The organism is Nereida ignava (genome assembly GCF_001049735.1).
GTDB lineage: Bacteria > Pseudomonadota > Alphaproteobacteria > Rhodobacterales > Rhodobacteraceae > Nereida > Nereida ignava.
Map to the genome: position 1 here is coordinate 22,830 of NZ_CVPC01000003.1, position 16,020 is coordinate 38,849.

At 53.7% G+C, this 16,020-nt stretch carries 17 protein-coding genes; 5 read left to right on the forward strand and 12 right to left on the reverse strand.

Annotated elements, in window-relative coordinates:
- Positions 1-14 precede the first annotated feature (14 nt).
- On the reverse strand, positions 15-1,151 hold the full coding sequence (locus NIG5292_RS14925; protein WP_048597759.1) for a hypothetical protein: 1,137 nt from the start codon (positions 1,149-1,151) through the stop codon (positions 15-17).
- Between the two features lie 159 nt (positions 1,152-1,310).
- On the opposite strand from NIG5292_RS14925, the gene thyX reads away from it, so the two are divergent.
- Positions 1,311-2,222: an FAD-dependent thymidylate synthase gene (thyX, locus tag NIG5292_RS02330; protein WP_048597760.1), complete on the forward strand. Its 912-nt coding sequence runs from the start codon at positions 1,311-1,313 to the stop codon at positions 2,220-2,222.
- A gap of 502 nt (positions 2,223-2,724) precedes the next feature.
- Here the strand turns inward: thyX and NIG5292_RS02340 are convergent.
- Entirely contained in the window at positions 2,725-2,931 is a 207-nt protein-coding gene (locus NIG5292_RS02340) for a cold-shock protein (protein WP_048597761.1), read from the reverse strand.
- Between the two features lie 144 nt (positions 2,932-3,075).
- Between NIG5292_RS02340 and NIG5292_RS02345 the strand changes: the two genes are divergently transcribed.
- Positions 3,076-3,393, forward strand: a complete 318-nt coding sequence (locus NIG5292_RS02345; RefSeq protein WP_306372339.1) for an arsenate reductase family protein — start codon at positions 3,076-3,078, stop codon at positions 3,391-3,393.
- On the opposite strand, the gene NIG5292_RS02350 is transcribed toward NIG5292_RS02345, so the two are convergent.
- From NIG5292_RS02350 to NIG5292_RS02380, 7 genes are all read right to left on the reverse strand, one after another.
- Entirely contained in the window at positions 3,390-3,926 is a 537-nt protein-coding gene (locus NIG5292_RS02350; protein WP_048597762.1) for a DoxX family membrane protein, read from the reverse strand. The genes NIG5292_RS02345 and NIG5292_RS02350 overlap by 4 nt on opposite strands.
- The gene (locus tag NIG5292_RS02355) at positions 3,923-4,678 is read right to left on the reverse strand and encodes an HvfC/BufC N-terminal domain-containing protein (protein WP_233488151.1); all 756 of its coding nucleotides are present in this window, start codon (positions 4,676-4,678) and stop codon (positions 3,923-3,925) included. The genes NIG5292_RS02350 and NIG5292_RS02355 overlap by 4 nt, the downstream gene beginning before the upstream one ends.
- Positions 4,675-5,541 (reverse strand): MNIO family bufferin maturase, encoded by an 867-nt coding sequence (bufB, locus tag NIG5292_RS02360; protein WP_048597763.1) that lies wholly within the window; start codon positions 5,539-5,541, stop codon positions 4,675-4,677. Before bufB ends, NIG5292_RS02355 begins: the two co-directional genes overlap by 4 nt.
- 72 nt (positions 5,542-5,613) lie before the next feature.
- A complete protein-coding gene (locus NIG5292_RS02365; RefSeq protein WP_048597764.1) occupies positions 5,614-5,904 on the reverse strand; it encodes a BufA1 family periplasmic bufferin-type metallophore in 291 nt (96 codons plus the stop codon).
- Between the two features lie 272 nt (positions 5,905-6,176).
- Positions 6,177-8,129 carry a threonine--tRNA ligase gene (gene thrS, locus NIG5292_RS02370; protein ID WP_048597765.1) on the reverse strand — a complete coding sequence of 651 codons (1,953 nt, stop codon included), beginning with the start codon at positions 8,127-8,129 and terminating at the stop codon, positions 6,177-6,179.
- A 176-nt stretch (positions 8,130-8,305) separates the two neighbouring features.
- Entirely contained in the window at positions 8,306-9,163 is an 858-nt protein-coding gene (gene yghU / locus NIG5292_RS02375; RefSeq protein ID WP_048597766.1) for a glutathione-dependent disulfide-bond oxidoreductase, read from the reverse strand.
- Between the two features lie 125 nt (positions 9,164-9,288).
- Entirely contained in the window at positions 9,289-10,023 is a 735-nt protein-coding gene (locus NIG5292_RS02380) for an ArsR/SmtB family transcription factor (RefSeq protein ID WP_048597767.1), read from the reverse strand.
- A 157-nt stretch (positions 10,024-10,180) separates the two neighbouring features.
- Here NIG5292_RS02380 and NIG5292_RS02385 point away from each other — a divergent pair, with 157 nt between their 5' ends.
- The 3 genes from NIG5292_RS02385 to hisD all read left to right on the forward strand — a co-directional run bounded on the left by NIG5292_RS02385 (position 10,181) and on the right by hisD (position 12,707).
- Positions 10,181-10,465 carry a hypothetical protein gene (locus NIG5292_RS02385; protein ID WP_048597768.1) on the forward strand — a complete coding sequence of 95 codons (285 nt, stop codon included), beginning with the start codon at positions 10,181-10,183 and terminating at the stop codon, positions 10,463-10,465.
- On the forward strand, positions 10,458-11,213 hold the full coding sequence (locus NIG5292_RS02390) for an alpha/beta hydrolase (RefSeq protein WP_048597769.1): 756 nt from the start codon (positions 10,458-10,460) through the stop codon (positions 11,211-11,213). Before NIG5292_RS02385 ends, NIG5292_RS02390 begins: the two co-directional genes overlap by 8 nt.
- Positions 11,214-11,381: 168 nt before the next feature.
- Positions 11,382-12,707, forward strand: a complete 1,326-nt coding sequence (gene hisD, locus NIG5292_RS02395; RefSeq protein WP_048597770.1) for a histidinol dehydrogenase — start codon at positions 11,382-11,384, stop codon at positions 12,705-12,707.
- Positions 12,708-12,813: 106 nt separating this feature from the next.
- Here hisD and NIG5292_RS02400 read toward each other — a convergent pair whose 3' ends face one another.
- The 3 genes from NIG5292_RS02400 to NIG5292_RS02410 are packed head-to-tail and all read right to left on the reverse strand — an operon-like array spanning position 12,814 to position 15,865.
- On the reverse strand, positions 12,814-13,197 hold the full coding sequence (locus NIG5292_RS02400) for a hypothetical protein (RefSeq protein ID WP_048597771.1): 384 nt from the start codon (positions 13,195-13,197) through the stop codon (positions 12,814-12,816).
- Positions 13,198-13,229: 32 nt separating this feature from the next.
- Positions 13,230-14,888, reverse strand: a complete 1,659-nt coding sequence (locus NIG5292_RS02405; RefSeq protein ID WP_048597772.1) for a hypothetical protein — start codon at positions 14,886-14,888, stop codon at positions 13,230-13,232.
- On the reverse strand, positions 14,885-15,865 hold the full coding sequence (locus NIG5292_RS02410) for a membrane dipeptidase (RefSeq protein WP_048598165.1): 981 nt from the start codon (positions 15,863-15,865) through the stop codon (positions 14,885-14,887). Before NIG5292_RS02410 ends, NIG5292_RS02405 begins: the two co-directional genes overlap by 4 nt.
- Positions 15,866-16,020 lie beyond the last annotated feature (155 nt).

The window sequence follows — 16,020 nt, forward strand, 5'->3', positions numbered from 1 at the left end:
GGCGCCTCACCACGTCACGGATCGCGGTTGACGCTATCTGTGCTGAAAACACCAACTTCACGGGCGTTGAACTCTGAACTGAGCACAATCGTATCGGTTTCACGTTCAACCAGAGTAGCACCCGCAGGCAGCTGGAATGCGAAGTCTGCAATGACTTGGCCACGCCCAATACGTTCACGGACATCGCGCAAATCATTCGGCAGACTTGTTTGAGTAAAGAGCTGTGCTTGTCCATCAATGACCTGCGAATATGTGACCGTATCGAACCCCACACGCTGAATACCTGCGACACCTTCAATCTTTATGAACCCTGCAACGGCTGCGGCATCTTCGCCGTTGAAGCCGCCGTCATAAATACCGCTGTCGCGCGGGTCGCCCTCAAAGGCAGTTCCGGCCTCGGCTTCGTTGATTTCTCCGTCACGATTAAATTCAGTGTCCACAAGCAATACATTAGGGAGCGCACTTGGGATCGCAGCGCCGCCACCGGGGGCAGCACGTTGCCTATTTGTAATTGCGCCGCGCAGGGTGCCGCCGATGTTTTCGACCACATCAATATCTGCAAAATCGACATCAATGCGGATGTCACCGGTCACCAGTTCAATCCCGCCGCGTCCCTGATCAAACGTGCGGTACCCCGCATAATCGCCGGCGTAGGTGTAGGTGGCAACGCCCGGTAGGGTGATCGTGTTGCCGATGCGCCGAAGGTTTGCGCCGCCATAGCCAAAGCCAAGGTAATCGCCTGAAGCAACCGCAGTTGCTTCGTATTCGGGAGAGCGGATGAAGACGGCGTAGTAGGTGTCAAAAGGTTGATCGCCTGCGCGCTCGTTTCGGTATTCGATGGTGCGCGCGTTAATCTGTTGAACCTGCTCGTAAATACCACCGGTTATGTCAGAGTTGTCGAACGGAAGGTTATTCAGGACCAACTGATTGGTTGTTTCATCAAAATCAACTGAGTTTAGAATGAGGTTCTCGGATGGGCTGAACAAAAAGCGGTTGTCTGGCGTGGCTTCTGCACCGGTGTTTGGGTCGCTTGTGGTGTCTTGTGCTGGAATGCTATCGATGATGAACGGGTTCGTCCCGTCACCGCCACATCCCAAAAGTGGCGCAAAGCCAAGGGTTGCAATCATCAATCGCGGAAAAAGACCCAACATTTCAACCCTTACACTGGCAATCACTACACAGCCCGATAGTCTAATTTCTGGTGATTTAAGTCAACAAGCCAGCGGCGAAAAACCCCAGCATATGGGCGTTTATTGATGGGCAGTTCCCAGATATAGTGCAAAGGCGAATCTGGACAGAAAGACAACACCATGCCTGTAACGCCCGAGCAACAAGCCGAAATCGATGCACAACGCGCTATGCGTCACCAAACAGCGCGCGCCACAGTGCCTGGTATGGAAGCACATTTGTATGAGGCGAAACCTGTTCTGGATCACGGCTTTATCCGCGTCATTGATTACATGGGCGATGACAACGCAATTACACAAGCGGCACGGGTAAGTTACGGTAAGGGTACCAAGTCAGTGCAAAATGACGAAGGCCTGATCCGGTATCTGATGCGCCACTGGCACTCCACACCGTTTGAAATGTGTGAGATCAAGCTGCACGTGAAGTTGCCGGTTTTTGTAGCTCGTCAATGGATACGTCACCGCACAGCAAACGTGAACGAGTATTCCGCGCGCTACTCAATTCTTGACCGTGAGTTCTATATCCCCGCACCCGAGCATCTTGCAGCGCAGTCTGTGATTAACAACCAAGGTCGCGGCGAAGCACTTCAGGGGGATGAGGCAGCACGGGTGCTTGAATTCCTGAAGGCCGATAGCAACCGCGCTTATGATCACTACGAAGAGATGATCAGTGAAGATGGCCAGCAAGGGTTGGCACGAGAACTTGCGCGGATGAACCTGCCTGCCAACATTTATACCCAGTGGTATTGGAAAGTGGACTTGCACAACCTTTTCCATTTCCTGCGCCTGCGCGCGGACAGCCATGCACAATATGAAATACGTGTTTACGCTGATGCGATCTGTGATGTGGTCAAAGATTGGGTGCCCTTTGCGTATGGCGCGTTTGAAGATTACCGCATGGGCGGCGCACAGTTGTCTGGTCGTGGCGTTGAGTGTTTGCGTCGTATGTTGTCAGGTGAAGAAGTGACCCAAGAAACATCCGGCATGTCCAAAGGTGAGTGGCGCGAATTTATGGCGATTGCCAAGCCCAACTAATCAGAGCGTCATGGTTTTGGAAACAGACCGTTTCCGTCGTAGAGTTTGACCTATGCGGTGCAACGCGGCACCGTAGGAATGTTAACGAGTAATGCGCGTCAGTGCAGGGAGTTACTATGATCAAAACAGTTGTACTGTGTGCCGGACTGGTTTGTACAATGACCATTGCGGCATCAGCTGGGGACCGTGTTTACCGCTATGACAGCGCTGCCAACTATTGCCCTGCGGGTTTGCAGCCAGTCACGATTAGTGGTGTTATTTGCTGTGGCAAGCCAAATGCTGGAAGCTATCAGCAGGCGATGATGCCCCCTGTTTCGCACGCTCGAAAGCGCCACAAACACGTGATCACGCACAGCCATGTAAAGCGCCACAGCCATGTCACATATCATTCGCATGGTGGGACTTCGCACAGTCACTAGGTGCACTTACCCTGTTGCAAACAAAAAAGCCCGCCACGATCAATCGTTGCGGGCCTTCGGATTTGGTAACGCTTGGTTGTCAGTTAAAGCAGAACCAACTCACCAGCACTTTCACGGCCATCGCGACCTGAAATCATTTCGTACTGAATTTTTTGGTCGTCGTTCAAGCCGCGCAAGCCAGCGGCTTCAACAGCCGAAATATGTACAAAAATGTCTTTGCCGCCATCATCCGGTGCGATGAAGCCGTAACCTTTTGTTTGGTTGAACCATTTTACGGTGCCAGTAGCCATCCGCTATCTCCTTAGTGTCGAACCGCGCTTGGCGGCAATCGTGATTTTATTCAAGCGGTGCGCCGCTGGAACGAACTGTGTAATGAATTAGCTAGCACCGTAGTTTGAAAATCAAGTAACAAGAATGCAGGAGCTTCGAAATAAATGACCATCACTATTTACGGGATTAAGGCGTGCGATACGTGCCGCAAAGCGCTCAAAGAGATTGAGGGTTCTGTATTGCACGATGTACGTGATGCTCCGCTAAGCGAGGCACAGCTTAAGGTTTTCTACGATCTGTTTGGCGAAAAGCTGTTGAATACGCGCTCAACCACCTGGCGTGGCTTGTCGGAAGAGGAGCGTCAGATCGCACCGATCGAACTGTTGCTGGCGCATCCCACATTGATGAAGCGACCGATTATTGCGTCCCAAGATCATACAACAATTGGTTGGGATGCGGCTGCGAAGGCAATTTGGCTTTAGACGACGGTGCGCTTTAATAACCGGTCTACTGAAAACGGACCGGCACCGCGTACAACCAAAACGAGCAACACAAAGACCCAAAGTGTGCGCTGATCCATGATCAACGCGCCTGAAGCTTTATCAAACCATGCACCCAAATCTGCCCCGCCCACACCATGTCCGGTAATGTCGACGATGGACTGTAAAGACACAAAGCCGACCATACCAATTGCTGCGAGGCGTGTCAGAAGGCCAATGATAATCAGAAGCGGCAGGATGTATTCCGCGTATGTCCCCGCCATCACAACCACCCAGTGAAAAACCCCGAGTTGTGACGTATCATAGCCAGCAGCTTCAACAGCTTTGGGAAATATTTGGATGTAGCCGCCATCAGATGGGCTGAGAAAGCCGTCAAGTTTTGTGCCCGCTGATGCCCAATAATATTGCATTAGAACCGCGCCAAACACGAACCGCGCCAACGTGGGTGTGATGATGTCACCAGCGGCAGAGAGACGCGCAAAGATCGCGTTATGCAAAGAGATAAGCGTATTCATGTCAGGGGGCTTTCTGTGATGGAAGTGATCGCATTGCCCGCCAGCAGCGCACCAAGGGCTGCGGTTAGGTCAAAGTTGGGTGCTGCGGTAAGGGCCGTGTCGTGGGCGGTGCCGAAGTTATGTTCTGCGAGGGCGCCAATAAAGGTTGCCGCACCAACACCAAGTAGATGTGGCACCGGGTCAAATTCGGCTCGGGTTATCAAGACAGCTTGGCCTCCCGCACCGTTGGGCGGTTCCGCATCCAACATATTTGCCGCCCAGATACTGTAAATGGGCCACCTAGAGCGTAAGATCTGTACCGCTGGCGCCAGCGTTAAATACATACTCATCAACGCGTCTGGCTCAATTGAGCTGAGCAAGTCAGCAGCAACTGGACGTGCATCTGCCGCGTGGTAACTTTTGCGCATGGCTAACTCGAGACGTGCCACATCGGGAAGGTAACCAAGCTTCGCTGCGGGGGCAAAGTTGGTCAAAAAGTTGGGAAGCTCCGCACCATAATGCATCATCAATGGGTTTTGAGGGGGATGTTTGCGAATGAAAATGCTGGCCATAGCCGTGAAAAAATCGTCGCCAACCAGTTTGTGTACCACTGGAAACCCTTCTTTCAGGGCATTGGTCAGGCTAACTGCAACGTTGTTGCGATAGACAGCAAAGCGTTTGGGGGCCGTTTCGCCTTTCGGATCAATCAATCCCGCAGGTGTTGCTGCGTTTGGATCAAGCAACGCCTGCGTGAATGCATCTTGGGAAATCACGCGGGGACCGCCGTTTGCAAAGCGGTTTTGGCGCGTGCGGCCTCGGTTGCTAGCACGGGCCATTCGGGCACATCCGTATCCCATTCTATCAACACGGGGCGTGATCCAGCCGTGCGCAACACATGATCTAGGAGCACCCAAACGGGTTCAGCCACCTCACGCCCGTGGCTATCAATAAGCAACGGCGCGCCGTGGTCATCAAGATCGTGGTCATGGCCACCCATGTGTATTTCGCCCACATGAGCCAGCGGAAATGCGTTTAGATACGAGAGAGGGTCTGTTTGCTGGTTGGTGGCTGAGATGAATACATTGTTTACATCCAGCAGTAGTCCGCAGCCGGTACGTTCGACCAATTGTGCAAAGAATTCCACCTCGGGCATTTGGGTTTCTTTGAACGCGAGATAGTTGGACGGATTTTCCAACAGCATCTGACGGCCGAGGGTATTTTGCACCTGATCAATATGGGCGGCGACTGTGGTCAGCGTTTGGTCTGTGTAGGGTAGGGGCAATAGATCGTTTAGAAAGCCCATGTCATGGGTCGACCACGCAAGATGTTCTGAAAAACTTGCAGGGTTCACGCGGTCACAAAGTTTCTGGAGCCGTTTCAAATGCGCAGGATCAAGTGGCCCTTCCGAGCCAATAGACAGCCCAACACCGTGAATGGAGAGAGGGTATTTCGCGCCAAGCGCTTCAAGCTGTGCAAGGGGGCGCCCGCCGTCACCCATGTAGTTTTCGGCGTGTACTTCAAGCCAATCAACCGCGCCGTCGGATGCCATAATCTCGGAAAAATGCTGCGGTTTATACCCCACGCCAACGCCGTGCGGCAGCTTGGCAAAATCGGGGGTGTTGGAGTGGTCAAACATGAATAAACTTTCGGCGATCTTTAGAATGTACACGCGCAAGGTCGTCCCCCGCGCGTGTACCAGTGTATCAGATTATGCCGGCAGGTCACGCTCAAGCGGCTCAAGTGATCCCATGCGGTCGCCGTCAACTTCAAGGGTGTCACATGTGCCAGCCGCAACAAGTGTCCATGCGTTGCCTTGGTAATCAACTGTTGAGGTGCCTGCGCACGTTGTACCCGGGCCTGCGGCGCAATCGTTTTTGCCTGCAAGCGATACGCCGTAGCATTTCTCTTTTGCGCCTGCAGCTTCAGAAACGGTTGCGTGAGAGGTCAGCGCTGCTGCGATAGAAGCGGCTACTGCGAGTGATTTAACTGTTGTCGACATGTGAACGTCCTTTCAAGAGTGTGTGTCAAGGTCCCTAAAACATCAGGAATGACTTCAGATTGCGCTTGAAGGCGATAAGTTGCCACTCACGGGCGCGTGATGCACGGGGCCGTGATCTGTCGTTATGGTTTGGGCCGCGCTTTTGCGCCAATCGGGGCTGTTTGTGTCAGTACAAACAGCAAAAAGCCGCCCCGTGCATGCACATGAGGCGGCCTTTGTAACATTTACAGTCGTCAAATTGAGCACATCTCTGTGCAATGACTGGAGATGTTTCAGCTCCGTAAATCGGGCGGTGTCGCGTCTTCTGCAAGCTGTGGAAGGGTCTCTGCGAAACTTTGCACGGACGTCTGTTTTTCGCCGAGACGGCGGATTGAGACGGTTCCTTCTTCAACTTCGCGGGCGCCGACCGCCAAGATCACTGGCACTTTACCCAAGCTGTGTTCGCGCACTTTGTAGTTGATTTTCTCGTTGCGAATGTCTGCTTCAGCGCGGATGCCGGCTGCGCGCAGTTCTTCAACTTTTTGCAACACATAGTCATTGGCGTCCGAGATAATTGCAGCCACGACAACCTGACGCGGGGCCAACCAGAACGGAAGTTTGCCAGCGTGCTCTTCGATCAAAATGCCGATGAAGCGTTCAAAACTGCCCAAAACAGCGCGGTGCAGCATAACGGGGCGGTGGCGTTCGTTGTCAGAACCTACAAAAGTTGCATCAAGTCGCTCTGGCAAGTTGGGGTCAACCTGCAGCGTGCCGCATTGCCAGTTGCGGCCGATGGCGTCGGTCAATGTGAACTCAAGTTTCGGGCCATAAAATGCGCCTTCACCCTCCAGAAGTTCATAAGCGTAGCCTGCGTTCTGACATGCATCACCCAATGCGGCCTCAACGCGGTCCCAGCTTTCATCCGATCCGATCCGCTTTTCTGGGCGGGTAGAGAGCTTGATTGTCCAATCTGTAAACCCAAGGTCGGCGTAGATTTCAGCAAGAAAGTCGATGAACTTCTTGGTCTCTGCTGTGATGTCGTCCTCGGAACAGAAGATGTGCCCGTCATCTTGTGTGAAACCGCGCACGCGCATGATGCCGTGCAGCGCGCCCGAAGGCTCGTAGCGGTTACAGCTGCCAAACTCTGCCATCCGGAGTGGCAGGTCGCGGTATGATTTCAGGCCTTGGTTGAAGATCTGCACGTGACACGGGCAGTTCATCGGCTTCAGTGCGTTCACCGCTTTTTCACGGGCGTGCTCTTCGTCGACTTCAACGATGAACATGTTCTCTTGGTATTTGTCCCAGTGGCCTGAAGCTTCCCATAGTTTGCGGTCAACCACTTGCGGTGTGTTCACTTCAACGTAGCCGCCACCACGCTGTTTACGGCGCATATAGTCCTGCAGCAATGTGTACACCGTCCAGCCGTTAGGGTGCCAGAAAACCTGACCTGGCGCTTCCTCTTGCATGTGGAACAGGTCCATCTCGCGGCCCAGTTTACGGTGATCGCGCTTTGCGGCTTCCTCAAGCATGTTGAGGTATTTGCGCAGGTCCTCTTTGTTCTGGAATGCCACGCCGTAGATACGTTGTAGCATTGCGCGGTCGCTGTCGCCGCGCCAGTAGGCACCCGCCACAGACATCAATTTGAACGCATCCGCGGGCACTTGACCTGTGTGTTGCAAGTGCGGGCCGCGGCACAGGTCTTGCCAATCGCCGTGCCAATACATCCGAAGCGGCTCATCGCCCGGGATCGCTTCGATCAATTCAACTTTGTAAGGCTCACCGCGATCTTCGTAATATTTGATCGCAACGTCGCGCTCCCAGACTTCGGTGCGCACTGCGTCCCGCAAGTTGATGATCTCTTTCATCTTCTTTTCGATGGCACCCAGATCTTCGGGTGTGAAAGGTTCTTTGCGGTCAAAATCGTAATACCAACCATTGTCGATAACAGGCCCGATTGTGACTTTGACGTCTGGCCAAATCTCTTGAACTGCGCGCGCCATGATGTGCGCCAGATCGTGACGGATCAACTTAAGCGCAGGCTCGGCGTCTTTCATGGTGTTGATGGCAATCGCCGCGTCGGTATTTATGGGCCATTGTAGGTCCCAATGTTGGTCGTCCACAGTTGCGGAAATAGCCTTTTTGCCAAGGCTTGTGGCGATGGATGTCGCTACTTCGGCGGGTGTGACGCCTGCGTCGAAGCTGCGCTGTGATCCATCGGGGAGGGTGAGGGTAATTTGGGCGCTCATTGGCGTGCCCTTTCGTCAGTTTCGCGCCTACAAAAGCGCGCGGTTGCGGGTGGGGTTCGGCGCCGTTGTGCCGTTTGTTGCCAAAATCGTCAAGCGCGGGTTTCGGTTATGCCGTTAGGCTGTGCGCGGCGCTGCGCCAAGACTACAGCTGGCGCAGCGCTGAAACGTATTGGCGGCTAGTCTTGCGCCAACTTGTCTTGGGTTTTCGTGTCAAAGTCTGAGGCGTCGTGGCGCTCATGCAATTGGTTTTCTGGCTCACCCCACGCACGGTTTACCTTGTTGCCGCGCACATAGGCAGGGCGCGCCATGATGTTTTCTGCCCAGCGGGTCACATTGGTATAGCTTGCCGCATCCAGAAACTCCTGTGCGCCGGGGTAAACCAAGTCTTTGACCACTGCGCCGTACCACGGAACCGTTGCAATATCCGCAATCGTGTACTCATCGCCTGCCAAATATTCACGGTCTTCAAGGTTGCGTTCAAGCACGTCGAGTTGGCGCTTAGCCTCCATCGTGAAGCGGTTGATGGCGTATTCGAATTTTTCAGGTGCGTAGGCGAAAAAGTGGCCAAAACCGCCGCCCAAATAGGGGGCGGAACCCTGCAGCCAAAAGAGCCAGTTCAGCGTCTCGGTCCGTGCCTCGACATCTTTTGGGAGGAACGCATCAAATTTCTCTGCCAGATACAAAAGGATTGCACCGGACTCGAACACCCGCACGCCGGTGTCTTTGTCAAAAAGCGCAGGAATTTTTGAGTTGGGATTTACGTCGACAAAGCCGGTTGAGAATTGGTGGCCTTCTTGGATGTTAATCAACCATGCGTCGTACTCAGCGCCAGAGTAGCCTGCGGCCAACAGCTCTTCGAGCATTACTGTGACTTTGACGCCGTTCGGTGTTGCAAGTGAGTGAAGTTGCAGCGGGTGTACGCCACTTGGCAAATCTGCGTCATGGGTGGGGCCCGCGACGGGGCGGTTGATTGAGGCAAACTTGCCTCCTGATGCGCTGTCCCATGTCCAGACTTTTGGGGGCGTGTAGCTCATATGCGACCTCTTGGAATTGTGACCAGCCGGTTGGCCGGTGATGATCTTTGTCCAAGACCTAACCCGTTGTGAGCGGACTGCAATGGGGCAGGCGCAGCGTTTGGATAAACTTAGGCTTGCCTACGTCACGTCGCGAATTGTGATGTGCCGTGGGTCAGAAAGGCATTCAAGTTGGTGATATACCGTGCCCATGCTTCGGGCATCGCAGTGTCTGACGTGCCCAACTTATCGTGCGCGATCGTAAGCCGTGTGTGACCTCCGGCGTCCTGAAGCGTAAATGCCACCAGTGATGTGTGCGTTTCGCCGCCCCAAAGCGGGCGAAAAGACTGCTCAAGCCGGCGCTCAGGATCAACGTTTAGGTCAATCGTTTCAAGCAAGGTCGCCCCGTCACTTGCGTGGTGGGTCAGTCGTGCGCGGTCGCGCAGAACTTGACCTGTGATGAAGTGATAATGCGGAATTTCATCCGGATTTGTCAGCGCTTGCCAGACCCGCTTTGGCGCCGCCTTAAGTGTGCAAGACATCTCAAAATCCGGCGTGTAATCGGGCAGGGCGGCTTCGGCCAGATGTGGTTTAAGGGTCATAACATCACGAACGGATGGATGAATACGCATCGGGTCAAGCCACGTATCAAGCGCATCAAGAAGCGCCAATGGGGTAAGGGTGTGATACTTGAACCGCCCTTTCTTTTGGGTCTGGATGAGGCCTGCAGCAGTCAAGACTTTAAGGTGTTTCATCACGCCGAAACGGGTCATATCAAGGCGTTCTTCAAGGGCAGTAAGCGTTTGACCGTCTTGATCAAGAAGTGCGTGCAGCAGTGCACGACGTGAGGGGTCAGCGATGGCTTTGAATATATTGTCCATTTGTAGTGGATACGCTTAGGGCATACAGGTGACAATATAGTCACAAGATAATCCAAGCACGCTTTTGGTTTAGTCGCATTACGCGCCTGCTTGCTGTTGAACTTACGTGGGAAAGTCTTAGCCTAGGGCATAGGAAAATGAGTTGGGGCGCTGTGCGATGAATAAGATTTTAGGCCATAATATGTTGAAGGGTGCAGTCGCATTCGGTCTGTGCCTTGGCCTGACAGCTTGTGGCGAAACCTCGGGCAGTGTCGCGGAGACATCCCCGAGCACACCGGCGAGTATCTCTAAAAAGGCCGTACGTGCGCTTCCCGAAGGTGTCGGTGCGTCGTCGCTCTATAAGTCGCCTAACGGGTGCTATTCGGTCAGCCGCCGCGGAAGTGACGGGGCCTATCTTGAGCCGTTGATTGACCCGCTATCCGGAGTTTTGGTCTGTGACTAAGCCGTCTATTTGGCAGGCCCCCACGGGCCGCAAAATTGCCTACCACCTGACCGAAGGCAAAGGGCCTTTGGTCGTGTTTTTGGGCGGCTTTATGTCTGATATGTCCGGCAGCAAAGCAGTTTATTTGCAAGAATGGGCCGCACGCTCAGGCCGCGCGTTCTTACGCTTTGATTATTCAGGACACGGTGTATCTGAAGGCGCGTTCGTTGATGGGGCAATCGGTGATTGGTACGCTGACGCCGAGGGTTTGATTGCCCATGTCAGTTCGGGCCCTGTTGTCCTTGTTGGTTCATCAATGGGCGGCTGGATTTCATTTCTAATCGCGCGCGCAGGTTTGGTGGATGTCGCGGGCATGGTCACCATCGCGGCGGCCCCCGATTTTACCGAGGACGGATTTTTCGCAAGCTTTGATGCACCGACCCGTGAGATCCTTGAGCGCGAAGGTGTCGTGCATGTCCCGTCGGATTATGGCGTGCCATACCCGATTACCAAACGCCTGATCGAAGATGGCCGCAACAATCTGGTGATGCGTCAGCCTCTGGAATTACCATTCGCTGTTCGCATGGTTCAGGGCACCGAAGATGCATCAGTCACGCGGGAAACTGCACTTGGTTTGTTGGACCATGTCAGCGGTGAAAATGTTCGGCTAATGCTGGTCCGCGGCAAAAATCATTCGTTTAGCGATGATGACTGTCTCAAGATTATTGAGCAACAAATCGAAGACGTATTGGGCCTTGCCCGTTTGTGATTCTGTGACTTCGAGACCGCATTGATTGAATGAGCGCTTCACGTGCCCTGTAAATCCTTAGCTACACACCACTTTGCATACCTTTGCAAAAATTGCTTGAGCCACAGACGGAACGCTCTATTGTCACGCGAAAGGTGACATGACGCCAACCAAATTGGGGGACCTAAAATGGCTGAATATCTTAAGCGCGGCAAATCAGCAGAAGACGTAGCGGCTGATGATAAACAGACCCGTGACATCGTTGAGGGCATCTTGTCTGATGTCGAAGCACGCGGTGATGCGGCGGTGCGCGATTTGTCTGTCAAGTTTGACAACTATTCACCAGAGCGTTTTGCCCTGAGCCAATCTGAAATCGAAGCAGCCATGTCAAAACTGACCAGCCGCGAGATTGACGATATCAAGTTCGCCCAAGCGCAAATTCGTAACTTTGCCGAAATTCAACGCGCCTCAATGACGGATGTTGAGGTCGAGACGATGCCGGGTGTTGTGCTGGGTCACAAAAACATTCCGGTGCAATCCGCAGGTTGCTATGTGCCCGGCGGCAAGTTCCCGATGATCGCGTCTGCGCATATGTCCGTTCTGACTGCTAAAGTGGCGGGCGTACCGCGCGTGGTGGCTTCAAGCCCGCCCGTGAATGGTGAGCCGCATCCAGCTGTTGTGACTGCGATGCATTTGGCCGGAGCTGACGAGATCATGATTTTGGGTGGTATTCAGGCCGTCGCCGCTATGGCCATCGGTACCGAAAGCGTGAAGCCTTGCGACATGATTGTAGGCCCGGGTAACAAATTTGTGGCGGAAGCCAAGCGTCAGGTGTTTGGTAAAGTGGGAATTGATTTGTTTGCCGGCCCAACTGAAACCTGCGTGATTGCCGATGATACTGTGGACGCGGAAATTGTGGCCACGGATATTTTGGGTCAGGCCGAACATGGCTACAACAGCCCCGCAGTTTTGATCACAAACAGCCGTAAACTTGCTGAAGAAACACTGGTCGAGATTGAACGTTTGCTTGAGATTTTGCCAACACGCGACACGGCACGCGTGAGTTGGGAAGAGTACGGTGAGGTCATTTTGTGCGACAGCTACGATGAGATGTTGAAAGTCTCTGAAGAGATTTGTTCCGAGCACATCCAAGTCATGACAGACCGTGATGAATGGTTCCTTGAAAACATGACCAGCTATGGCGCGCTGTTCCTTGGACCTCGCACAAACGTTGCAAATGGTGATAAAGTTATCGGTACCAACCACACGCTGCCAACCAAGAAGGCGGGTCGCTATACTGGTGGTCTTTGGGTCGGTAAGTTCCTGAAAACACACAGCTACCAGCGCGTGCTGACGGATGAAGCTGCGACCCTTGTGGGCGAATACGGCAGCCGCCTGTGCATGATGGAAGGCTTTGTTGGTCACGCCGAACAGTGCAACGTACGCGTGCGCCGCTACGGTGGTGTCAACGTCCCCTATGGTGGCGCAGCCCCTTACCGCGACGCGGCTGAGTAAGTTGAGGTCGCTCAAGAAAATCTAAAAAAAGGGGCGTGCCGTTTGGGTGCGCCCTTTTTGTATCGGGCCAATTTTACGGAGCAACGACCATTCGTCGCGCACCAGTTTAGTCGTTGTCAGTCAAGCCCGCGCCTGCACCCGCCAGTCGTGACGCATCACTTGCGGGGACATATGTTTTTGCAGCCAGCGTATTGAGGTGCGCGTTGAGACCGTCAGACATCATAATACGCCCGATCGTAGGACGTGCTGTTGCTGTCTGAAAATAGCTGAGCGCCAGTCCCGTAAAGACGCCACATCCATCCGATGTGGGGTCAAGTAGGTCATCGATCACGGCTGGCAGTGTTGTGATTGGGCCAACGGGATCCTTCAATGCGTCGATCAAGTCGACTTCGCTTCGTGACGCGTAAAGATGGAGAGACGCTGCTGTGCCAAAGTCACGGGCTTGAGCGACACCAAACCCTGCACCGCGGGCAGCTTTTTGAAGCAACATGTTTGCTTCATTTGCTGATTTTGAGGAACTGCTCATGATCCAAATGTTGGCAGCCACCAATCATCAGCAGCACTAAGTTCATTTGCAAGAGGCGCGCCTTGGCAGAGTGTCACGCGGGTCCAGCGGTCAGACTTTGGATCAAATTTGGAGGCTCCAAAAAATGATAATTTACACCGCAGCATATCAATTGGCAGGCATGTGTCGCCGATCAGGTTATCGCGGATTTCAGAGTAGGGATGCTTGTCTAGACATTGCACCCGTTCGGCAGCAAAGCGGTGTTCTGGGTGTGTGGCCAAAAACGCAGTCAGTGAGCCGGACGCAGGGAGGTCTTTGGCCAAAGCCGCAACGCGGCGCGCAATATCAAGGGGGCTTTCAAGGTCAGCGCCATCTTCTTCGTGACGGTTGCCAAGGCGGGGTTCTAATTTCTCTTCTGAGATGTACCAAAATTGTGCGCATTCGTCCCGTGCGTTGTAGTCGCGGGCAGTTGCCCAAGCCCAGTCTCGATTGATCAGCGCATGTAGCTCTGAGGTGTCGCATGGGGCTAGGCGGGGCGGGCCGAAGGGGTCGGCCATGCACTCTTCCAGCCCGTCGACCAAGTCACCAAACGGTTCGATGATCATGGCGCAGAGCAACTCTTGTGCGTCCTCTGATAGGCCTTCGGCTTGCTGTAAAAGCGCCTCTATCGGGAAGGGGTTTTGGGCCGCTTCATGCCATGCTTCGCTATTAAGGTAGCCAACAATCTCTGCCCATTCTGCTTGCAGGGTCGATATCCGCGCTGCGGCGACGGCATCGGGGACAATCCATTCCGAAAGATGTTTTGCGGCGCGCTTGGCAAGGTTTTGCAACGTTACGGCAGCACCGCGAGGCAAATCCTCTAATGCCCTGATACGGGCCAATGCTGTCTCGCGGACCATGATCCAATTGTTCAGCAAAACAGGATGCGTGACCAAAAACGGGGCCATACCAAGCCCTGTGGAATTGCCAATCCCAAGGTGACGCTTAAGATGCGCATCAAGGGGCGCTTGGCCCACATGTTCGACCAACAGATGCGTGAAATGCCGGATCAGCCAAACAGTGAGCATTTCTGCTTGGAACGGGCCCGAAAGCCCATCGCGTTCTGTTATGTCAGCGCGATCCGCGATCCCAAATTTACCGTTTCCGTATACGGCCGTTGTGCGCATCAAGTAGCCAGTCTCGCGAACCATTTGCTCATCTGGCTGCAAACCTGCCTGAAGGCGTTCAACCACGTGCGACCAAAGCCGCACAGATTTATTTGCACGGCTTAAGACCAAATCAGAAGCGGTGAAGCGCGAGGCTTCCTGATGGGGTGCTGTGGCTACGATGCGGTCGATTTCGGGTTGGGATGGGATGCCGTCATAAAGGACAAATGCTGTGTCCCACGCCGTTGCAATCACGCGGTCGGTGCGTGCATCCGGATCAAGTTCAGTGCTGACAGCAACAAGGGAGTATACGTGCCCGCCAAGCGGCACGCTAATGACTGCGTGGCCGTATCCATCCGTGCTCATCTCCCAGACGGGGCATGTGACCGTTGCATTTTCGATCGAGAGCCTGCGCAACAGCGTGCGCAAAAAAGATAACCTTGTGGGGAATGATGCACCCAAACGACGCAGGCTCATCACGTCCGATGCGGGGCGCAGCTTAGCCTGTGGTGGGGGTGCGAAATCCTTCATGCAGGCCCAAACGCGTCAGCATAAAAACGATGCCAATTCGCGCCCATAATGCCGTTCACTTCGCCGGTTGTCATGCCCGTCGCGAGCAATCCTTGACGAATGTTGTCGAAGTCTCTGTTGTCTTTGAACCATGTGGGCATTGGGGGAAAACCTGCATCGGTGGCACTCCCCTCGCCATAGTCAATGACCTTAGACCATCGTCCCACACGCATCCATTCGACCACGCTGTCAGGTTGATCTTGGCAAAGGTCCGTTCCGATTCCCAAATGTTCGGCACCATATTTCGAGGCAGCTTCTGCAATCATTTGGCAGAAACTTTGCAGCGTGCATGCAGGGCCACCGCTTAGGTGGTGCGGATAAATCGAAAAGCCCAACATGCCGCCAGCAGAGGTGAGCGCACTAAGAACCTCGTGGGATTTGTTGCGTTTTGCCGCATGCCACCAAGCGGGGTTTGCGTGGGTAATCGCAATGGGGCGGGTCGAGTGATCAATCGCCTCAAGAGTTGAGCGATCAGCGCTGTGCGACATGTCGACAACCAAACCAACGCGGTTCATTTCGGCAATGGCCTGTTTGCCAAAGCGGGTAAGGCCCGTGTCCTCGTCTTCATAGCAGCCGGTCGCAAGCAGGGACTGATTGTTATAGGTCAGCTGCATGAACCGCACACCAAGTTGGTGGCAAATCTCAATCAGGCCAATGTCATCTTCGATGGGCGACGGGTTTTGAAACCCAAAGAAAATCGCTGTGCGGCCTGTCTCCATTGCGCGTGTCACATCTTGGGCGGTGGTGCCGCGCATGATAAGATCGCCACATGTCTCAAACCAACGGTTCCATGCTTCAAGTTGCAGAACCATTTCACGAAACGACTCGTGATAAACAATAGTGACATGAACAGCATCAACGCCACCTTCACGCATTTGTTCAAAGATGCTGCGGGACCAGTTGCAATATTGCAGGTTATCAATCAGGGGCGTTTTCATAACTGCCACAAAAACGTGCAACTTGCGTTCTGTCCAGTCTATTTACGACAGTTCGTGAGTTTGAATTACCGTCATCCTGTTTGATCGATTTTGGGCCCACAAGCCTCTTGCCATTTGTGCCGCCAAGTCATTTGATGCTCGGGTAACTTTGGGAG